Source organism: Serratia sp. FGI94, from assembly GCF_000330865.1.
In the GTDB taxonomy this organism is placed as follows: Bacteria; Pseudomonadota; Gammaproteobacteria; order Enterobacterales; family Enterobacteriaceae; genus Serratia_B; species Serratia_B rubidaea.
In genome coordinates this window covers 693,491-712,426 of the sequence record NC_020064.1, presented here as the reverse complement: position 1 = coordinate 712,426, position 18,936 = coordinate 693,491, and the positions used below count along the sequence as shown (strand labels likewise).

Annotated in this window: 13 protein-coding genes; 1 reads left to right on the top strand and 12 read right to left on the bottom strand. The window is 59.3% G+C overall.

The window, feature by feature from the left end; translation table 11 throughout:
* Positions 1-7: 7 nt before the first annotated feature.
* The 8 genes from D781_RS03160 to D781_RS03125 all read right to left on the bottom strand — a co-directional run bounded on the left by D781_RS03160 (position 8) and on the right by D781_RS03125 (position 13,016).
* A complete protein-coding gene (locus D781_RS03160; protein WP_015670865.1) occupies positions 8-1,432 on the bottom strand; it encodes an Mbeg1-like protein in 1,425 nt (474 codons plus the stop codon).
* Between the two features lie 514 nt (positions 1,433-1,946).
* The gene (gene kefC / locus D781_RS03155; protein WP_015670864.1) at positions 1,947-3,800 is read right to left on the bottom strand and encodes a glutathione-regulated potassium-efflux system protein KefC; all 1,854 of its coding nucleotides are present in this window, start codon (positions 3,798-3,800) and stop codon (positions 1,947-1,949) included.
* Entirely contained in the window at positions 3,793-4,347 is a 555-nt protein-coding gene (gene kefF, locus D781_RS03150; protein WP_041411711.1) for a glutathione-regulated potassium-efflux system oxidoreductase KefF, read from the bottom strand. Before kefF ends, kefC begins: the two co-directional genes overlap by 8 nt.
* 187 nt (positions 4,348-4,534) lie before the next feature.
* Positions 4,535-7,759, bottom strand: a complete 3,225-nt coding sequence (gene carB, locus D781_RS03145) for a carbamoyl-phosphate synthase large subunit (RefSeq protein ID WP_015670862.1) — start codon at positions 7,757-7,759, stop codon at positions 4,535-4,537.
* An 18-nt stretch (positions 7,760-7,777) separates the two neighbouring features.
* Entirely contained in the window at positions 7,778-8,926 is a 1,149-nt protein-coding gene (gene carA / locus D781_RS03140) for a glutamine-hydrolyzing carbamoyl-phosphate synthase small subunit (RefSeq protein WP_015670861.1), read from the bottom strand.
* A gap of 470 nt (positions 8,927-9,396) precedes the next feature.
* A complete protein-coding gene (gene dapB, locus D781_RS03135; RefSeq protein ID WP_015670860.1) occupies positions 9,397-10,218 on the bottom strand; it encodes a 4-hydroxy-tetrahydrodipicolinate reductase in 822 nt (273 codons plus the stop codon).
* A 153-nt stretch (positions 10,219-10,371) separates the two neighbouring features.
* Positions 10,372-11,634: an MFS transporter gene (locus D781_RS03130; protein ID WP_015670859.1), complete on the bottom strand. Its 1,263-nt coding sequence runs from the start codon at positions 11,632-11,634 to the stop codon at positions 10,372-10,374.
* A 74-nt stretch (positions 11,635-11,708) separates the two neighbouring features.
* Complete coding sequence (locus D781_RS03125) at positions 11,709-13,016, bottom strand: alpha-glucosidase/alpha-galactosidase (protein WP_015670858.1); 1,308 nt, start codon at positions 13,014-13,016, stop codon at positions 11,709-11,711.
* A gap of 222 nt (positions 13,017-13,238) precedes the next feature.
* Between D781_RS03125 and D781_RS03120 the strand changes: the two genes are divergently transcribed.
* Positions 13,239-14,135: an AraC family transcriptional regulator gene (locus tag D781_RS03120; RefSeq protein WP_015670857.1), complete on the top strand. Its 897-nt coding sequence runs from the start codon at positions 13,239-13,241 to the stop codon at positions 14,133-14,135.
* 47 nt (positions 14,136-14,182) lie between these two features.
* On the opposite strand, the gene ispH is transcribed toward D781_RS03120, so the two are convergent.
* The 4 genes from ispH to ileS are packed head-to-tail and all read right to left on the bottom strand — an operon-like array spanning position 14,183 to position 18,911.
* Positions 14,183-15,136 (bottom strand): 4-hydroxy-3-methylbut-2-enyl diphosphate reductase, encoded by a 954-nt coding sequence (gene ispH / locus D781_RS03115; protein WP_015670856.1) that lies wholly within the window; start codon positions 15,134-15,136, stop codon positions 14,183-14,185.
* Complete coding sequence (gene fkpB / locus D781_RS03110; RefSeq protein WP_015670855.1) at positions 15,117-15,587, bottom strand: FKBP-type peptidyl-prolyl cis-trans isomerase; 471 nt, start codon at positions 15,585-15,587, stop codon at positions 15,117-15,119. Before fkpB ends, ispH begins: the two co-directional genes overlap by 20 nt.
* A gap of 1 nt (position 15,588) precedes the next feature.
* Complete coding sequence (gene lspA / locus D781_RS03105; protein WP_015670854.1) at positions 15,589-16,095, bottom strand: signal peptidase II; 507 nt, start codon at positions 16,093-16,095, stop codon at positions 15,589-15,591.
* Positions 16,095-18,911, bottom strand: a complete 2,817-nt coding sequence (gene ileS / locus D781_RS03100; protein WP_015670853.1) for an isoleucine--tRNA ligase — start codon at positions 18,909-18,911, stop codon at positions 16,095-16,097. Before ileS ends, lspA begins: the two co-directional genes overlap by 1 nt.
* Positions 18,912-18,936 lie beyond the last annotated feature (25 nt).

The window sequence follows — 18,936 nt, the reverse complement described above, 5'->3', positions numbered from 1 at the left end:
CGCATGGTTATAGCCTGCTAGTAATGGTGGTCATATCCGCCTCTTTCTGCTGCTCCAGGCTGTCGATCACCTGCTGCATACCGTGCTTATCAATGGTGCCGCCCTCTCCGCCCGGCAGCCATTTCGCGTTGCCCGCAGCGCTGGGCAATAGCGCAGAGAGCTGATGTTTCACCATCAGCAGTGGAATGTCATAGTTAACGCTCTTTAAATCCTCTAACAGGTGGAACTCCTGCAACCGCGTCAGCACCTCGCCCTGCACCCGGTAGGCGGCAATTTTTGAACCGTCGCCGATAGCAGTGCCGTCATACTTTTCCACCGTGCCGGCATTAAGCCCTGCTGCATTAAACGTCCAGGCGGGCTTACCGCTGGCAACGGCCGCCGCAGAGGCAAGACCGCCGCCTAATGAGTGCCCGGCAATAGCTACCTGGCCTGGGAAATCTATCAACTTATTGCCAATAGCGACCGATTTCTCATAATAATCAGAATGGACACTAACTCCTTGCCCCAGGTTGTTTTTCCAATCAACCATTTTCTCCATCCGGGTTCCCCGGAATACTACGGTTGGTTCCATAGCGTTACCGAACACCGTCGGATCTGGCGCATAAACTCTGGCAAAAAAGTCCGGCATGTCCTCCTTGTCATACAACATTCCTGGTTTTAGCCCCAGTCGGTCTAAAGCATTTTTATTATTACTAATATCACGCCACCCTTCGGGTACGTTCGGCATCGTTTCCAACGCGTTAATCGGTCGCCCGTCAACGCCGTAAACATTTTGCGCCAGCTTGGCCTTCTCAACGGCGATATTGTTCTCACCCAGCCGCATCGCGGCGATGCGCGCATCGGGGTAGATGCTGCGCCGCCCGCGGCCGATCAGATTTTGCCGGGCCTGCCAGCGTTCGCGCTTGCTCATGGCGCGCATCGCGGCCAGCGGATCCCGGCGCACCGCCACCGCGGTGGCCGCCGCGGCGACTGCCGGCGCTTTCTGCTGCGGCCGGTAGCTGGGGGGCAGCACCGTCGCCGGCGGACGGACGCGATAGCGGGCAACCATCGCCTCATAGCGCTGTATTATCCGCTGCGTCGGGTAGAGCGGCGGCAAAATGGCCGGGTACTGCGCCAACCGGCCGCTTTGGTCGATAAAGAACAGGTGCCGCGCCGGCGACCAGCCAAAACAGTCGTCATCGATGGCAAGCAGCTGCCCCGCGTCCAACTCGGCCAGCACCTGATTTTTTATCTGCCGGTCTTCCCGGTACTGCGACACGCCCACACCGAAAATCTCGCAGCGGCTGACCGGATAGCGACGACAGATCGACGGCAGCGATGAGGCCCCGAACAGATATTTCGCCTCCAGCGCATAACGCGCCGAGCCGGGATGAAAAATACGGGAAAACTGATAAGGTTCGAGATCTTCCGTTGATAGTGCAATCAATCTCATTAGCGCCGTCCTGTGCTAAGTCTATTACCCGTCATACTTCAAGCGGCAGAGGCGTTGGCTGCGTTCAATCACCCGAATCACTTACCGCTGTAAGCTTATCGGGATGCCTGCCCTTGCCGTCTTCCTGCAATTCGAATTATTTAGGGTATAAAATTGATATCTGGCTTTAATTAAATATAAGCGGCCGCACGATGATCGACTGACGACCATCGCCTGAGTGCAGAGCTGCTGCTTATTTCGTCCGATATTACACCATACGGAGCGGGTTTCCAGTTATTTCGGCTGATAAATACAAAAAACACCAGATATATTACTGAAATATGTAACGTATACGCCTAAATAAATCATGGGCGGGGCCGGGAAATTAATAAGGCAATTAAATAAAACCGCTAATAAAACATCCTTGTTATTTTTTAGCGTGGTTATTTCCCGTTAATTGATTCGTTAATAAAAAAAGCCTGATCGCCTTCTTTATTTTAGCGGCCCCTCGCCGTCGCGGAGAGGGGCAGAATGATTACCCTTTGGCTTCCACCACCTCATCTTCCGGCGCTTTACCGTCAATACTGCCGCGCCAGCCGGTCTCCTGCTCCCGCGACAGGCGTGAACGGTCCTGTTCGATGGCATTGCTGAGCATCTCTTTCGCGCGCTGCAGGCTGGCGATGCGGAATTCAGTGTCCTCGTAATGCTCCACCGTGCTTTCCAGCATCTTATGGTTGTAACAGCGGAAGATATCCGCCTTTTCCCGCGCCTCGTAGGCGTCCATCCCCAGCAGCTCCAGCGCTTCACGGCCGATGCGCAGCGAACTTTCAAAGGTTTCGCGCTCCGGCTTCTCCACCCCGAGACGCCGCAGCTGATACCAGTGGTCGACGTCGCGAGCGCGCGCCACTACCTTCAGGTGCGGGAAGTGGCGCCTGGCCAGCTCGGTCAGTTGCAGGTTGGCCTCAACGTCGTCAATGGCGTTAATCAGCACCTGCGCCTTTTCCGCCCCGGCAGCCTCCAGCAGGTCGGCGCGGGTGGCGTCGCCGTAAAACACTTTGGTGCCGAACTTGCGCAAGGTTTCGATATGGTCCGGATCGTGATCCAGCACCACGGTGCGCACGCCGTTGGCCAACAGCATACGGCCGGCAATCTGGCCGAAGCGGCCGAAGCCGGCGATGATCACGCTGGCGTTATCTTCGTCGATCACATCCGCCGGGCGATCGTCCTGCGGCGCACGCTTCTCCAGCCACGACGCCAGCACCAGCAGCAGCGGCGTCACGGCCATCGACAGCGCCACCGCCAGCGTCAGCGATTTGGTCCATGCCAACGGCAGAACGCCGGCCGTCTGCGCCGCGCCAAATACCACAAAGGCGAACTCACTGCCCTGCCCCAGCAAAATGGCAAACAGCCCGCGCTGACGCTTCGGCACGCCCAACAGCGGCGCCAGCAGCCACAGCATCGCCGCTTTCAGCAGCATAAAGCCGAGCAGCAGCGTGGCGATCAGCAGCGGATGGCTGAACAGCGTGCCAAAATCGATCGACATGCCGACGCCGATAAAGAACAGCCCCAGCAGCAGCCCCTTAAACGGCTCAATATCGCTTTCCAGCGCATGACGGTATTCCGAACTGGCCAGCAGCACGCCGGCCAGAAACGCCCCCATTGCCATCGACAGGCCGGCCATCTCCAGCAGGATGCCAAAGCCGAATACCAGAAACAGCGCCACGGCGCTGAAGACCTCACGCATGCCGGAACGGGCGACAAAACGCAGCAGCGGCCGCGTGACATAGCGGCCGAGCAGCACCACCAGCGTCAGCGCGGCCACCACCTTGGCGGCGGAGATGGAAAAGGCGCCGAGCGACGTCGAGGCACCGCTGTTAGCCAGCAGCGGGATCATCGCCACCAGCGGGATCGCGGCGATATCCTGAAACAGCAGCACCGCAAACGCGCTGCGTCCGGTCGGCGACGACGTCAGGTTGCGTTCATTCATCGCCTGCATGGCGATGGCGGTGGAAGAGAGCGCCAGCGTCAGGCCAATCAGCAGCGCCACCTGCCAGCTCAGCCCGAGGAAGTAGCAAAAGGCGCTGAGCACCAGGCCGCAGCCGGCCATCTGCATGCCGCCGCCGCCGAAGACCGAAGCGCGCAGCGTCCACAGCCGCTTCGGATCCAGCTCCAGGCCGATGACAAACAGCATCAGCACCACGCCGATCTCGGCAAAGGTCAGGATCGATTCGGCGTCGGACACCAGCTTCAGCCCCCACGGCCCGATAATGCAGCCGGCGATCAGGTAGCCCAGCACCGATCCCAACCCCAGGCGCACCGCTATCGGCACCAGCAGCCCGGCCGAGCCCAGATAGATCAGCCCTTCGATCATCATGCTGTGGTTATCCATGCGGGTTCTCCTGTGTTTGCGGCGGCTGCGCCAGTAGATAGTCGATAAGCCGCTGCCGGTAGGCCTCCCCCGCCTCCAGCAGCGCCGTCTCATTACAGGTAAAGGTGTTATGCAGCGCAAAGTAGGGCTGCCAGCGCATGCCGCAGTACAGCGCCGTCGCCTGCAGCGGCTGCCCCAGCACGGCGAAGTCCGGGTAGTCGCCCAGCTCAAAGTGGTGCCGGTCGCCGCCGCTGGTCACCGCCCACAGGCAGTCTTTCCCCACCAGCGCGTTGCCGTCATGGCCGTAGGCCCAGCCGTGCTCCAGCACCTTATCGATCCACAGCTTCAGCAGCGGCGGCAGGCCGTACCACTGCATCGGGTGCTGCAACACCACCATATCGGCGCGCTCCAGCGCCTGCTGTTCCGCATGGATATCGATGCTGAAATCGGGATACAGCTCATACAGCGAGCGGACTTCCACCTCGGGAATATCTTTCACCGCCTGCAACAGCCGCCGGTTGGCGTGCGAATGCCGGGGATAGGGATGCGCATAGATTATTAGAATCATGTTGATCTCGTCGTTCCTTGCCAATACATCAAGCATATACCAGCCGTCTAGCATGACAGCGGGCAAATAGATTGATAGCGGAAATTTTTAATCTGAACCAACAGGCAGGCTGAATAACTTTGGCCGGAAAGCACGCATAAAAAAGGCCCTGCATGCAGGGCCTTGTTCAGCGTAACGAGCGTGCGGCTTATTTGCCGATGCGCGCGTGCATCTCCTGCACCGAGGTGACCTGCTCGGTCGGGTCGGCCTTCAGCGCCATCGCGGTGGCAAAGCCGCCGTTCAGCGTGGTGTCGTAATGCACTTTATACTGCAGCGCGCTGCGGCGAATCAGCTTGGAGTCTTCAATCGCCTGGCGGCCGGCGGTGGTGTTCACGATGTAGGTGTACTCGCCATTCTTGATACGGTCCTGAATGTGCGGACGGCCTTCGTGCACCTTGTTGACCAGACGCGGGTTGATGCCCGCTTCGCCCAGCACTACCGCGGTGCCGTGGGTCGCATCCAGCTCGAAGCCCTGCTTCAGCAGGCTGGCGGCCAGATCGACCACCCGCGCCTTGTCGCCTTCACGCACCGACAGCAGCGCGCGGCCCTGTTTGCGCATGCCGGAGTTGCTGCCCAGCATCGCCTTGGAGAAGGCTTCGGCAAAGGTGCGGCCAACGCCCATCACTTCCCCGGTGGAGCGCATTTCCGGCCCCAGAATCGGGTCGACGCCCGGGAATTTGTTGAACGGCAGCACCACTTCTTTCACCGAGTAATACGGCGGGATCACCTCTTCCGTCACGCCCTGCTCGGCCAGCGTCTTGCCCGCCATCACGCGCGCCGCCACTTTCGCCAACGGCACGCCGGTGGCTTTGGAGACGAACGGCACGGTACGCGCGGCACGCGGGTTGACTTCAATCAGGTAGACTTCGTTGTCTTTCACCGCAAACTGCACGTTCATCAGGCCGCGCACCTGCAGCTCAAACGCCAGTTTTTCCACCTGCTGGCGCATCACGTCCTGAATGTCTTTGCTCAGGGTGTAGGCCGGCAGTGAACAGGCGGAGTCACCGGAGTGCACGCCGGCCTGTTCGATATGTTCCATGATGCCGCCAATCAGCACGCGCTCGCCGTCGCAGATCGCGTCGACGTCGACTTCCACCGCGTCGTCCAGGAAGCGGTCCAGCAGTACCGGCGCATCGTTGGACACGCTGACCGCGGTCTGGAAGTAGCGGCGCAGGTCGGCTTCATCATAGACGATCTCCATCGCGCGGCCGCCCAGCACGTAAGAAGGGCGCACCACCAGCGGATAGCCAATGCCCGCCGCTTTCTCTACCGCCTGCTCAATCGCCGTAACCGTGGCGTTGGCCGGCTGCTTCAGGCTCAGACGGTTCACCGCCTGCTGGAAGCGCTCGCGGTCTTCCGCGCGGTCGATGGCGTCCGGGCTGGTGCCGATAATCGGCACGCCGGCTGCTTCCAGGTCGCGCGCCAGCTTCAGCGGCGTCTGGCCGCCGTACTGGACAATCACCCCTTTCGGCTGTTCGATGCGCACGATTTCCAGCACGTCTTCCAGCGTTACCGGCTCAAAGTACAGACGGTCGGAGGTGTCGTAGTCGGTCGAGACGGTTTCCGGGTTGCAGTTGACCATAATGGTCTCGTAACCGTCTTCACGCAGCGCCAGCGAGGCGTGTACGCAGCAGTAGTCGAATTCAATGCCCTGGCCGATACGGTTCGGCCCGCCGCCCAGCACCATCACCTTCGGCCGGTCGCTGTTCGGGTTGGATTCGCACTCTTCTTCATAGGTGGAGTACATATAAGCGGTGTCGGTGGCGAATTCCGCCGCGCAGGTATCCACGCGCTTGTATACCGGATGCAGGCCGTAGCCCTGACGCAGTTTGCGCACCGCGCCTTCGGTCACGCCGGCCAGTTTCGCCAGGCGCGCGTCGGCAAAGCCTTTGCGCTTCAGCGTACGCAGGAACTCCGGCGTCAGGCCGTTGATGCCGCTCGCCGCCACTTCTTCTTCCAGACGCACCAGCTCTTCAATCTGCACCAGGAACCAACGGTCGATATTGGTCAGGTTGAACACGCCGTCCACGGACAGGCCGGCGCGGAAGGCGTCAGCGATATACCAGATGCGGTCCGCACCAGCGTCTTTCAGCTCGCGGCGGATCTTGGTCAGCGCTTCCGGGTCGTCCAGGCTGACTTTCGGGTCGAAACCGGTGGCGCCCACTTCCAGACCGCGCAGCGCTTTCTGCAGCGACTCCTGCTGGGTGCGGCCAATCGCCATCACTTCACCGACCGACTTCATCTGCGTGGTCAGGCGGTCATTGGCGCCGGCAAACTTCTCAAAGTTGAAGCGAGGAATTTTGGTGACCACGTAGTCGATGGACGGCTCAAACGACGCCGGGGTGCGGCCGCCGGTGATGTCGTTCATCAGCTCATCCAGCGTATAGCCGACCGCCAGCTTGGCGGCGATCTTGGCGATCGGGAAGCCGGTGGCCTTCGACGCCAGCGCCGAGGAGCGCGATACGCGCGGGTTCATTTCGATCACGATCAGGCGGCCGGTTTTCGGGTTCACCGCAAACTGCACGTTGGAGCCGCCGGTTTCCACGCCGATTTCACGCAGTACCGCCATCGAGGCGTTACGCATGATTTGGTACTCTTTGTCGGTCAGGGTCTGCGCCGGCGCGACGGTAATCGAGTCGCCGGTGTGGATGCCCATGGCGTCGAAGTTTTCAATCGAACAGACGATGATGCAGTTGTCGTTCTTATCGCGCACCACTTCCATCTCGTACTCTTTCCAACCGATCAGCGATTCATCAATCAGCAGTTCGTTGGTTGGCGACAGATCCAGGCCGCGCTCGCAGATCTCTTCAAACTCTTCGCGGTTATAGGCGATGCCGCCGCCGGTGCCGCCCATGGTGAAGGACGGACGGATGATGCACGGGAAACCCACGTCGGCAGCCACCGCCAGCGCTTCTTCCATGGTGTGCGCAATGCCGGAACGCGCGGTGTCCAGGCCGATTTTCTTCATCGCCACGTCGAAGCGGCGGCGGTCTTCCGCCTTGTCGATCGCATCGGCGGTTGCGCCGATCATGGTCACGCCGAACTCTTCCAGCACGCCCTGACGCTCCAGCTCCAGCGCGCAGTTCAGCGCGGTCTGGCCGCCCATGGTCGGCAGCACCGCATCCGGGCGCTCTTTTTCGATGATTTTACGCACCACTTCCCAGTTGATCGGCTCAATGTAGGTTGCATCGGCCATTTCCGGGTCGGTCATGATGGTTGCCGGGTTGGAGTTCACCAGAATAACGCGGTAGCCCTCTTCGCGCAGCGCCTTACACGCCTGCGCGCCGGAGTAGTCAAATTCACAGGCCTGGCCGATAACGATCGGGCCAGCGCCGAGGATCAGGATGCTTTTTATATCAGTACGTTTTGGCATGGTTGTTATGGCTCCTGATTATTTAGCGTTGGAACGGTAAGACGCGATCAGCTCGATAAAGTGATCGAACAGCGGCGCCGCGTCGTGCGGGCCAGGGCTGGCTTCCGGGTGTCCCTGGAAGCTGAACGCCGCCTTGTCGGTGCGGTGAATCCCCTGCACCGTGTGGTCGAACAGCGACTTGTGCGTCACGCGCAGGTTGGCCGGCAGGTTGTTCTCATCTACCGCAAAGCCGTGGTTCTGCGCGGTGATCATCACCGTGTTGTGGTCCAGATCCTTCACCGGGTGGTTGCCACCGTGGTGGCCGAGCTTCATTTTCACCGTCTGCGCACCGCTGGCCAGCGCCAGCAGCTGGTGACCCAGGCAGATGCCGAACAGCGGAATGTCGGTGGTCAGGAACTGCTGGATAGCGGCAATCGCGTAGTCGCAAGGCTCCGGGTCGCCCGGGCCGTTGGACAGGAAGATGCCGTCCGGATTCATTTTCAGCACTTCATCCGCCGGGGTCTGCGCCGGCACCACCGTCAGGCGGCAGCCGCGATCGACCAGCATGCGCAGGATGTTGCGCTTGGCGCCGAAGTCATAGGCCACCACGTGGAACGGCAGCTCGGATTCCGCTTTGGCTTCCGGCAATTCACCGGCCAGCGTCCAGCTGCCCTGACGCCAGCCGTAGGCTTCCTGCGTCGTCACTTCTTTTGCCAGGTCCATGCCCTTCAGGCCCGGGAAGGCTTTGGCCTTCTCCAGCGCCAGCGCGGCGTCCGGCGCGTCGCCGGCGATGATGCAGCCGTTCTGCGCGCCTTTTTCACGCAGCAGACGCGTCAGCTTACGGGTATCAATATCGGCAATCGCCACAATATTGTTGCGCTTGAGGTAGTCGGACAGATTTTCTTCGCCGCGATAGTTGCTGGCAACCAGTGGCAGGTCGCGAATGACCAGGCCTTGAGCGTGAATAGCGGAGGATTCTGCGTCGGAAGCATTGGTGCCGACATTGCCGATATGAGGATAAGTAAGAGTAACGATCTGGCGGGAATAGGAAGGATCAGTGAGGATTTCTTGATAACCGGTCATCGACGTATTGAAGACCACTTCCCCCACTGCCGTACCCTCTGCCCCAATGGCCCGACCGTGGAATTGGGTTCCGTCTTCCAGAACCAATAGCGCTGACTTAATCAAAACACCCTCCGAGGAATAATAAATCACAATATTTGCATATTAATTCAGATATCGCGATCTAAATCAATGCAAAAACCGCCCTCAAGGCTAATTTTTGGCAAATTGGGCGCATTTTAATGATGGGCACCCCGTTTGTCTACTTAAAGTGCCTTTTTTTCACTGTTTTTTACTGATTACGCGGTTTAATGGGCTTCACAGCCATAAAAACAGGGCTAAACCTGGGTGAGTAAACGGTTGCCAAATGGTGAGAGTAAAAAACGGTGATTTAATAAGCAAAAAATAGGTTTAAATCGCTTAACAGTGAAAAAAATGGCGAAAATAGGAATAAAGACAACTAAAAAAAAATAACCTTAACTAAAAATACCGACAAATACCTCATTTTTAATGTTAAAAAAAAGGACAATAAAAATATTGCCCAAGTATCATAACCATACGATCAATATAACCACATCACACAGCTATAAAAACGATTACAAACGGTCTAATTCCAGCACGTCGCGCATATCAAATAGCCCATTTTGATGCTTAGACAGCCAAACCGCCGCGCGAACGGCGCCATTAGCGAATGTCATCCGGCTGGAAGCCTTATGGGTGATCTCCACCCGCTCGCCGATATCGGCGAACATCGCGGTATGCTCACCGACAATATCGCCGGCGCGGATGGTGGCAAAGCCGATGCTCTGCGGATCGCGCTCGCCGGTGTGGCCTTCGCGCGCATAGACGGCGCACTGCTTCAGGTCACGCCCCAGCGCGTCGGCAATCGCTTCGCCCATTGCCAGCGCGGTGCCGGACGGCGCATCCACCTTGTGGCGGTGGTGAGCTTCAACAATTTCAATATCGGTATAGTCGCCCATCACTTTGGCGGCTTTTTCCAGCAGCTTCAGCACCACGTTCACCCCGACGCTGAAGTTGGCGGCGAACACGATGCCGATGTGCTGCGCCGCAGCGGCGATCGCCGCCTTGCCGGCGTCGTCAAAACCGGTGGTGCCGATCACCATCGCCTTGCGCTGTTGCACGCAAAACGCCAGATGCGCCAGCGTGCCTTCCGGCCGGGTAAAGTCGATCAGCACGTCAAAATCATCCGCCACCTTGGCCAGATCGTCGTTAACGATCACGCCAAGCGCGCCAACGCCGGCCAGTTCGCCCGCGTCCGCCCCGACCAGCGAGGAACCGGCACGCTCCAGCGCCGCGCCCAACACCACGCCCTGCGCCTGCTGCACCGCCTGAATCAATTGACGCCCCATACGGCCGCCGGCGCCCACAATCGCCATGCGGATCTGTGAATCAGTCATACTTCGCTCTCTTATCAATGAAATGCCTATCCCAGGCTATCGGATCAGGTTAACCGCCCCGCCGGTTCATCGCCAGAGGATTTCCATCATGATAAGAAATTTATGATATCGCCGGTTGGTTATCAGTAACGCTATATCACCGCGACTACATAATCATGCAGTTTGCGACGGCGCCGTCAGGGGCTTGTTCACCCGCCCCGGCAGCGCGCTGCCGCTAAGGGTGAAGGCGGCAATCACGGTAAACAGCAGCGCAATGCCGCCCAGGATCAGGTAGGCGGTTTTAAAACCGTATGCCGCATACATCATCCCCGCCGCATAGGACATGCCGATGGCGGAAAACTGCTTAAAAAAGCAAAAGCCGAACAGGTAGATCGAGGCGGACAGCTTCACGTCGAACTGGGTGGTGATGTATTTGAAAATGCCCACCAGCAGGAACGGCACCTCAAACATATGCAGCATCTTGAGCACGATCACCGCCGTCACCGAGTCGGCAAATGAGGAACCGATAATGCGCAGCGACATGATCGCCCCGGCAATCAGCAACGCGTTCTTGCCGCCGATGCGGTTAATAATCAGCGGGGCGAAAAACATGATAAAGGCGTTGAGGAATTCGCCCAGCGTGGTGACATAGCCAAAGGCCTGTGTCCCGCTGTGGCGGTCGCGGAAGAAAGAGGTAAAGAAGTTGGCGAACTGCTGATCGAACACGTCATACACGCAGGCAACGCCGACGATATACATCACCAGGAACCAGAACTTGCGCATCCGCAGCAGCCGCAAGGCCGAACGCAGGCTGACCGGGTTCTTGTTCAGCGCCAGCCCTGCCGCCACGGTAACCGTGCCGCTTTTTTCCGGCCGGAACAGGCACAGCAGCAGCGCCAGAACCAGCGTACAGCCGGACGCCAGCCACAGCGAAAACTGATTATTGATGGTGAAGCTGTAGCCGACGATCGAGGCGCAAATCGCCCAGCCGATACAGCCGAACAGCCGTACGCGCCCGTATTCAAACTGGCTGCGCCGGCTGACCTTTTCCACATAGGCTTCAATCGCCGGCGAACCGCCGCTGGCCACCAGCCCCAGATAAAGGCCGCACAGCAGCGCGCCGGCGATAAAATGACTCTGCAGCAGCGGTGAAATCACGTAGATAAACAGCGGCGCCAGAAACATCAGCAGTACGATGATCATCCACAGCAGGTGTTTCTTCAGGCCGAAGCGGTCGGTAATAAAGCCGAACACCGGCTGGCACACCAGCGCAAAGAACGCCATAAAGGAGAACACAATGCCGGTTTGTCGCTGGTCAAGCTGGTTGACGTCATGCAGCCAGAGCGGGAAGAAAGGCAGGACAGAACCCAAGATAAAAAAGTAGAAGAAGCAAAAGCCGCTGAATATCCAGAAATTCTTGTTTTTCAGATAAAACATAGCTCGCCATCCCTTTGTGCCCGGACGCGCCGCGCGCCCGGGATATTATTGGTGGAAGTGATGCTCCGGATAAATTAGTGGTAGGCCGGCAGCCAGTCGCCGTGCGCCTCGATCAGCGCATCGCACAGCCGGCGGGTATCGTCGATCGACAGTTCCGCCGAGGTATGCGGGTCGAGCAGCGCGGCATGGTAGATCGCCTCGCGTTTGTGCGTCACCGCCGCCTCAATGGTCAGCAGCTGCGTGTTGATGTTGGTGCGGTTGAGCGCCGCCAGCTGCTCCGGCAGGTTGCCCACGTAGCACGGCGTAATGCCCTGCCCGTCCACCAGACAAGGCACCTCGACGCAGGCTTCGTTCGGCAGATTGGTGATAAGGCCGCTATTGAGCACGTTGCCGCCGATCTTGTACGGGCGGTCGGTTTCCATGGCTTCGATAATGTAAGAGGCGTATTCGTGGGTACGCGTATGGCTGAGATGGGCGTCGTGGGTCAATTCCTGCTTTTGCTGCTCCCACTGGGCAATCTGCTCAATACAGCGGCGCGGATACTCATCCAGCGGAATATTGAAGCGTTCGATCAGCTCCGGGTAGTTGCGCTTGATCCAGTACGGCATATATTCGGCGTTATGCTCTGAGGATTCGGTGACGTAATAGCCGAAGGTTTTCATGATCTCATGGCGCACCATATCGTCATGCTTGCCCTGCAGCGCCGCGGCGCGCCGTTTGATTTCCGGATAGAGATCCTGCCCGTGGCGGCGGATATCCAGCAGCCAGGCCATATGGTTGATGCCGGCGATATGGAACTGCACGTCGTCGGTCGGCATATCGACGCTTTTCAACAGCGTATCGGCGCACACCTGCACGCTGTGGCACAGGCCGACGGTCTTTACGCCGGTATGACGCAGCATCGCGCCGGTCAGCGAGGCCATCGGGTTGGTGTAGTTAAGCAGCCAGGCGTCCGGGCATACCTCTTCCATATCGCGGGCGAAAGAGAACAGCACCGGAATGGTGCGCAGCGCGCGGAAAATACCGCCAATCCCCAGCGTATCGGCGATAGTCTGCCGCAGGCCGAATTTCTTCGCGATTTCAAAGTCGGTGATGGTGCAGGGATCGTAGCCACCGACCTGGATGGCGTTCACCACATAGTTGGCGCCCTGCAGCGCCGCGCGGCGCTTCTCCTCCCCCAGATACGGGGTAATGATCGCCTTACCGTCGTTGACGTTCTGATTGATATTATTGAGCATCGTCAGCGACTCGTTCAGACGGTTGCTGTCGATATCGTACAACGCAATATCCACTTCCCGCAGCGCCGGCGTACACATGATGTCGCCCAACACATTCTTCGCGAAAATTGTGCTGCCTGCGCCCATAAACGTCACTTTAATCATACTGTTTCTCCACATGCCTGAACGGGGTTAACGATAGGTCTGTAGTGAAAGTAGTGGCTGCACGCCGGGCTGTATATGTAGAAATGTGACCTCATTATGGGTAAAAACGACGGTCAAAAAAAAGTGTGAACTGGCTCCTACTCCCGGCCGGCATGCACGCTGCAAAAGCCAGAGTACTGCTATCCTGTAGCTAAATTAGGCGTAAAACGGCGGCAAACGGCGATGCACAAGAGCTTTACCCTGGCCAATACCTCCGGTATCGAACTGAACGTGTTTCAGTTCGGCCACGAGGATTGTGCGCCCGGCCACCGTTTCGGCCCGGCGGTGCGCCAGCATTACCTATTTCATTATGTGATATCCGGCTGCGGGACGCTGTATACCGACAGCGGCGAGTTTGTGATTCGCCCCGGCGAGGGCTTTCTGATCTATCCTCACGATGTCACCACCTATTGCGCGGACCCGCAGAATCCCTGGCACTACATGTGGATTGAGGTCGACGGCCTGATGGCCGCCACGCTGTTTCAGCAGTGCCGCCTCAGCCGCCTGAGGCCGGTTTACCGGCCGCAGCGCTACCGGCAGGATGCCGAGGAACGGCGCTGTCTGGCGGAGATTGTCGCCCACGAACAAAACGACGCCTGGCTGAAAATCATCGGCTTAAGCTACCAGTTCTTCGCCGCGCTGATCGCCAATGCCCAGCAGGAGCAGCCGGCCGCGCCGGCGGAAAAGACCCGCCATCTCAGCAAAGCGGTGAAATACCTGGAAAGCCGCTACCACGAACCGCTCTCTATCGGCCAGTTGGCGGCCTACTGCAACCTGAACCGCAGCTATCTGAGCCGTCTGTTTAAAGCGGAGTTTGGCCTGGGGCCGAAAGAGTATTTGCTGCAGGTGCGCATGAGTGTCGCCGCCAGCCTGCTGCGCCACGGCAGCGCGGCGATTAAGGTGGTGGCGCTGTCGGTGGGCTATGACAACCAGCTGCACTTCTGCAAGGCGTTTCGCCAGTTTTACGGCGTCTCCCCCAGCGCCTGGCGCAGCGGTGAAGGCGACCTTACCCCCAGCATTGAGCCGCGCCTGATGGCTACGCTGCGTGTCGATAGCGACATCGCGCAGTCACGCGGCTAAAAAAAACGGGGAGCCGCAGCTCCCCGTTTCATCTGATAGCGTCAGTCTTAATCGACCTGCTTGATATCGACCCGCAGCTCTTTCGGCACTTCGAACACGATATTCTCTTCACGGCCGCTGATTTCCTGCACGTTCTTACCGCCCAGGGCCTTCAGTCGGCTGATGACTTCCTGCACCAGCACGTCCGGCGCCGAAGCGCCGGCGGTCACGCCGATATTGCTGGCGTCCTTCAGCCACTGCTCCTGAATATCCATCGCTGAATCAATCAGGTAAGCCGGCTTGCCGACCCGCTGCGCCAACTCCGCCAGACGGTTGGAGTTGGAGGAGTTTTTCGACCCCACCACCAGCACCACGTCCGCATCGCCGGCCAGGTTACGCACCGCTTCCTGACGGTTGGTGGTGGCGTAACAAATATCGTCTTTACGCGGCCCGATAATTTTCGGGAAGCGTTGACGCAGGGCGTCGATCACGTCCGAAGTATCATCCACCGACAGCGTGGTCTGCGTCATAAAGCACAGGTTGTCTTCGTTCTTGACCTGCAGCTGCCATACGTCGTCCGGCGATTCGACCAGATACATGCCCCCTTGCGGGTTGCTGTACTGGCCCATAGTGCCTTCTACTTCCGGGTGGCCCGCATGGCCGATCAGAATCGCTTCTACGCCTTTGCGGCTGGCGCGCGCCACTTCCATATGCACCTTGGTCACCAGCGGACAGGTGGCGTCAAACAGCATGGTCAGATCGCGCGCCTTGGCCTCGGCGCGCACCGCCTGCGACACGCCGTGCGCCGAGAAGATCAGGATCGAGCCGTCCGGCACTTCCGCAATCTCTTCGATAAACACTGCGCCGCGCGCGCGCAGGCTGTCGACCACATAGCGGTTATGCACCACTTCGTGACGCACGTAAATTGGCGCGCCGTAAATCTCCAGCGCACGTTCAACGATGCTGATTGCGCGATCGACCCCGGCGCAGAAGCCGCGCGGGTTAGCCAGCAGTATTTGCATGCGTCTCCTCCTGCTGCGGATCGATCTCCAGCACTTCAATGTCGAAGGTGATCGGGTGCCCCGCCAGCGGATGGTTAAAATCAACGGTGACCGACTCTTCGGCCACTTCGCGCACGACGCCCGGCATCTCTTTGCCGTCCATTGAGGTGAACAGCATGATGGTGCCCACTTCCGGCACGCCGGTTTCGGCAAAGTCGCGGCGCAGGAAGAACTGGATCAAATCCGGGTTGTTGGCGCCGAATGCGTCTTCCGGCTGCAGCGTAAAGGCGCGCTTGTCGCCGGCGCTCAGGCCGAGCAGCTGCTGCTCCAGCGGCGCCGACAGGCTGCCGTCGCCAAGGCGGAACAGCGCCGGTTTACCGTTGCCGCGGGTGGATTCCGCCGTTGAACCATCTTCCAGTTTCAGCGTGAAATGCACCAGCACTGCGCTGTTAGGTTGTACCTGGGCCGTCATGTTACTCACCTTTACTCGTTGCACGCTTGCCGGAAGGCAGGAAGCCTTCCAGTACGATCATCGCCGCCCCCACGCAGATAAAGCTGTCTGCGAGATTGAAGGTCGGGTAATGCCAGTTGCCGACGTAGAAATCGATAAAGTCGACTACAAAGCCGTGCCACAGGCGGTCAAACAGGTTGCCCAGCGCGCCGCCGATAATAAACGCATAGGCGATGTTGTTCAGCTTTTGCTGCGCCTGGCTGCGGTACATCATCACCAGCAGCACCGCCACGATGGCGACGGCGATGCCGGCGAAGAACCAGCGCTGCCAGCCGCCGTGGTCAGCCAGGAAGCTGAACGCCGCGCCGTAGTTACGCGCGTAGTACAGGTTGAAGAACGGCACCAACGGCTGGGAGTGGCCCAGCGCGAAATGGCTCAGAATCCACTGTTTGCTGACAAAATCCAGCGCCAGCACCACCACCACTAACCACAGCCAACGCAGGCCGGTCGAACAGATCGGTTTACTCATCAGGCAAATTTACGTTTTTCGCCGTCGCCGGCTACGTTGCTCACACAGCGGCCGCAAAGATCTGCGTGCTCCGCCACCTTGCCGATATCCGTGGTGTAATGCCAGCAGCGCGGACATTTTTCACCTTCAGCGCTGTCAAAGGCGATTTTCAGACCCTTCAGCTGTTCGCTCTGCTGCGCATCCGCCGGCGCATCCGCCAGCGGCGCAACGCGTGCGCCGGAGGTCAGCAGCACGAAGCGCAGCTCATCCTGCAGGTTGTTCAGGTGCGCGGCCAGCGCATCGTCGGCGTACAGCGTGACGGACGCTTCCAGCGAACCGCCGAGACGCTTGTCGGCGCGCGCCTGCTCCAGCACCTTGTTGACTTCGCCGCGCACTTTCAGCAGCTCGGCCCAGAACTCGTCGTTCATGCTTTCGCCTTCGGCCAGGCGGAACAGACCGTCGTACCACTCTTCGGTAAACACGAACTGCGCGCGGTCGCCCGGCAGGAAGCCCCAGATTTCATCGGCGGTGAACGACATGATCGGCGCCATCCAGCGCACCAGCGCTTCCGCAATGTGGAACAGCGCGGTCTGGCAACTGCGGCGCGCGTTGCTGTCGCTCTTGGCGGTGTACTGACGGTCCTTGATGATGTCCAGATAGAAGGAGCCCATCTCAACCGAGCAGAACTGCATCAGACGCTGCACCACTTCGTGGAAGTCGTAGTTGGCGTAGGCGTGCTCAATGTCTTTTTGCGCCGCCATGGCGCGGCCGACCGCCCAGCGATCCAGCACCACCATATCTTCCGGATCCAGGCAGTCGGTGCTCGGATCGAAGCCGCTCAGGTTCGCCAGCAGGAAGCGTGCGGTGTTGCGGATACGGCGATACGAGTCGGCGGCGCGCTTGAGGATCTCATCAGATACCGCAATCTCGCCGGTGTAGTCGGTAGACGCCACCCACAGGCGCAGAATGTCGCCGCCCAGCTTGTTCATCACGTCCTGCGGGCTGACGGTGTTGCCGATCGACTTGGACATCTTGCGGCCCTGACCGTCAACGGTAAAGCCGTGGGTCAGCACTTCTTTGTACGGCGCCTTGCCCTTCATCGCGGTGGAGATCATCAGCGATGACATAAACCAGCCGCGGTGCTGGTCGGAACCTTCCAGATACATGTCCGCACCGTGGCCCTGGAATTCAGGACGCACGTCGACCACCGACGCATGGGTGGAGCCGGAGTCGAACCAGACGTCCAGCGTGTCCGGCACTTTCATATAGTTGTCGGCGTCTGCGCCGAGGATGTCCGCCGGGTTCAGATCCCACCACGCCTGGATGCCGTCCTGCTCCACGCGCTTGGCGACCTCTTCCATCAGCTCCACGCTGCGCGGGTGCAGCTGTTCGCTCTCTTTATGCACGAACAGCGCCATCGGCACGCCCCAGGTGCGCTGACGCGAAATGCACCAGTCAGGACGGTTGGCAACCATGGTTTCGATACGCGCCTGGCCCCAGTCCGGGATCCACTTCACGCCTTTGATCTCTTCCAGCGACTGCTGACGCAGCCCCTTCTGATCCATGCTGATAAACCACTGCGGCGTGGCGCGGAAGATGATCGGCGTTTTATGACGCCAGCAGCACGGGTAGCTGTGCTGCAGCTTTTCCACATGCAGCAGCGCGCCCTGCTCGCGCAGCATCTCGACGATCAGGTCGTTGGCCTTGAAGACGAATTTGCCATCCAGCTGCGGATGGGTGCCGGTCAGGTAGCAGCCGTTCGGGCCGACCGGGTTGGCGATCTCCAGACCGTATTTCTGGCTGATGACGAAGTCGTCCGGGCCGTGGCCGCCGGCGGTGTGCACCGCGCCGGTACCGGCGTCCAGCGTTACGTGGTCGCCCATGATCGCCGGCACGTCAAAGCCCATAAACGGATGCTGGAAGCGCAGCAGCTCCAGATCTGCGCCCTTGCAGCTGCCCAGCACCGTCCAGTCGGTGATGCCGGCGCGTTTCATCACGCTGGTCACCAGATCTTCGGCCAGGATCAGGCTCTGGCCGTCAACCTGCACCAGCTGGTAGGTGAATTCCGGGTTCAGCGAGATTGCGCGGTTGGCCGGCAGGGTCCACGGCGTGGTGGTCCAGATCACCAGCGAAATCGCGCCGCTGAAATTGCTGACGCCGAACTTGGCCGCCACCGCCGCCGCATCGCTGGCGTGGAAGGTCACGTCGATCGACGGCGAGGTTTTGTCGTAATACTCAACTTCCGCTTCCGCCAGGGAAGAGCCGCAGTCGGTACACCAGTGAACCGGCTTGGCGCCCTTCAGCAGGTGGCCATTGTCGATGATTTTCCCCAGCGCGCGGATGATGTTGGCTTCGGTCTTGAAGTCCATCGTCAGGTATGGGCGGTCCCAGTCCCCCAGCACGCCCAGGCGGATAAAGTCCTTCTTCTGGCCTTCTACCTGCTCTTTGGCGTATTCACGGCACTTCTGACGGAACTCGGCGGCGCTCAGCTTCTCGCCCGGCTTGCCGTACAGCTGCTCGACTTTCAGTTCGATCGGCAGACCGTGACAGTCCCAGCCCGGCACATACGGCGAGTCGTAACCGGCCATCCCTTTTGACTTGATAATAATGTCTTTGAGAATCTTGTTAACCGAGTGACCAATGTGAATGTTGCCGTTCGCATACGGAGGGCCGTCATGCAGAATGAAGGTTTTTTTACCCTTTTTGGCAGCACGAATAATCCCGTACAGATCCTGTTCATACCAACGTTGCAGCATGCCAGGTTCGCGCTTGGCGAGATCGCCGCGCATCGGGAACCCTGTTTCCGGCAGGTTCAGGGTGTTCTTATAGTCACTCATGAGATTCTCGTTTCCGTTTTCGGCT